The sequence below is a fragment of the Candidatus Pseudomonas auctus genome (genome assembly GCF_048654275.1).
GTDB lineage: Bacteria > Pseudomonadota > Gammaproteobacteria > Pseudomonadales > Pseudomonadaceae > Aquipseudomonas > Aquipseudomonas pharyngis.
Genome location: NZ_JBJYZK010000029.1, coordinates 1 through 1,868, shown reverse-complemented (window position 1 = coordinate 1,868; position 1,868 = coordinate 1). Strand labels below are relative to the sequence as shown.

Here is a 1,868-nt window from a genome sequence, read left to right as displayed (position 1 = left end):
ATCAAGCCTGTAAAAGGTGTAAACGATGTCCCCGGTCTAATGTGTAAAGGATGTACCGGTCTCTACAGTGAGGGGGTAAGCTTTTGATCTGCTTTTAATCACACCGCCAACTGGCGATTCGCATACATCCGACACTCCGCCAACAACGCCAGCAGATTCGGGTCCCGCTCTTTAGCCTTCAAAAACACCACCCCAATGTGCTGCTGCAACCGGTACTTCTCCTGCAACGGAATCAGCTTCACCCGGTTCTCGTACACCGCCGCAATCCTCCCCGGCAGCAACGCATAACCGACCCCGGAACTGACCATGCTCAGCAGGGTGAAGATGTCGTTGACCTGCATCGCCACCTTCGGCTCGAACCCCGCCTGCCTGAACACCCGAATGCCGTCCTGGTGGGTGGCGAAGCCTTGGGTGAGGGTGATGAAGGTTTCGTCGCGCACCTGCGCCAGATCCACTTCGCTGCGTTGGGCGAAGCGCGAATCCGCCGGGGTGGCGAGGAAAATGTCGTCGGAAAACAGTGGAATCTGCTCGCAGTCCGGGTCGTTGACGGTGTCGTCCAGCGACACCAGGATCGCGTCGACTTCCATGTTTTTCAGCTTGTAGAGCAGGTCGATGTTCGAGCCGAGGATCAGGTCGATGTTGAGTTCGCTGCGGCGGATCTTCAAACCCATGATCAATTGCGGCACGGTCTTCACCGTCAGCGAATACAGCGAGCCGAGCTTGAATCGCTCGGCCGAGAACCCGGCGGCTTCGCGCGTCAGGCGCACGCTTTCGACCACGTCCTGAATCAGCTTCTGCGCCCGCTCTTCGAGCACGTAGGCGCTTTCCAGCGGTGTCAGGTTGCGCCCTTCGTGTTTGAACAGCGGACAGCGCAGGGCGCTTTCCAGCGAATGGATCGCGCGGTGCACGCTGACGTTGCTGGTCTGCAACTCGGCGGCGGCGCGGGCGAGGTTGCCGGTGCGCATGAAGGCGAGGAACACCTCGAGTTTCTTCAGGGTCAATTCTTCGTCGATCAGCATGGCGCGGACTCTTCTTGGTATCGCTCGATTGTGCCCAAATATCAGGACAGGTGCAGGCCTGCGTTGAACGGAAACATTGCGCTTTTACGCTCAAGGCCCGAGCCTTGCGCGTTGCGGTAAATGAAATCGAGGTGTGCGACACATGTATCACGGAGAAAAACTGAACGCCTGGACGCATCTGGTCGGTGCGGTAGCGGCGTTTGTCGGGGGCGTCTGGATGCTGGTGATCGCCAGCCTCGACGGCAGCCCGTGGAAGATCGTCAGCGTGGCGATTTATGCCTTTACGTTGCTGGTGCTCTACAGCGCGTCCACCGTGTACCACAGCGTGCGCGGGCGCAAGAAAGCGATCATGAAAAAGGTCGATCACTTTTCGATCTACCTGCTGATCGCCGGCAGTTACACGCCGTTCTGCCTGGTGACCCTGCGCGGGCCGTGGGGCTGGACGCTGTTCGGGATTGTCTGGGGGCTGGCGCTGATAGGCATCCTGCAGGAGATCAAGCCACGCTCGGAGGCGCGGATCCTGTCGATCGTGATCTACGCGGTGATGGGCTGGATCGTGCTGGTGGCGGTCAAGCCGCTGATCGCCGCGCTCGGGACGGCGGGGTTTGCCTGGCTGGCGTCGGGTGGCGTGCTGTACACCGTGGGGATCATCTTCTTCGCCCTCGACCATCGGTTGCGGCATGCCCACGGGATCTGGCATCTGTTCGTGATCGCCGGGAGCCTGCTGCACTTTGTGGCGATTCTGTTTTACGTCCTTTAGAACGCCACAATTCCTGTGGGAGATTCTATGTTGCAGGGGAACCCTGCAACCTTAAATTGGGTTGGTATTCGCTCTGATTTTTCATGAGG

Annotated in this window: 2 protein-coding genes; one reads left to right on the top strand and one right to left on the bottom strand. The window is 59.1% G+C overall.

Translation table 11 applies throughout. The features are described 5' to 3' along the window. Nucleotides 1–98: 98 nt before the first annotated feature. Nucleotides 99–1,019 carry a LysR family transcriptional regulator gene (locus tag ACKUG4_RS28185; protein WP_065261867.1) on the bottom strand — a complete coding sequence of 307 codons (921 nt, stop codon included), beginning with the start codon at nt 1,017–1,019 and terminating at the stop codon, nt 99–101. Between the two features lie 142 nt (nt 1,020–1,161). Here ACKUG4_RS28185 and trhA point away from each other — a divergent pair, with 142 nt between their 5' ends. Next, nucleotides 1,162–1,779 (top strand): PAQR family membrane homeostasis protein TrhA, encoded by a 618-nt coding sequence (gene trhA, locus ACKUG4_RS28180; RefSeq protein ID WP_011336351.1) that lies wholly within the window; start codon nt 1,162–1,164, stop codon nt 1,777–1,779. The last annotated feature ends 89 nt before the right edge of the window (nt 1,780–1,868 follow it).

Bases quoted from the DNA above. Each gene is read 5' to 3' on its own strand.
- ACKUG4_RS28185 (WP_065261867.1), bottom strand. From the start codon at position 1,019: ATGCTGATCGACGAAGAATTGACCCTGAAGAAACTCGAGGTGTTCCTC.
- trhA (WP_011336351.1), top strand. From the start codon at position 1,162: ATGTATCACGGAGAAAAACTGAACGCCTGGACGCATCTGGTCGGTGCG.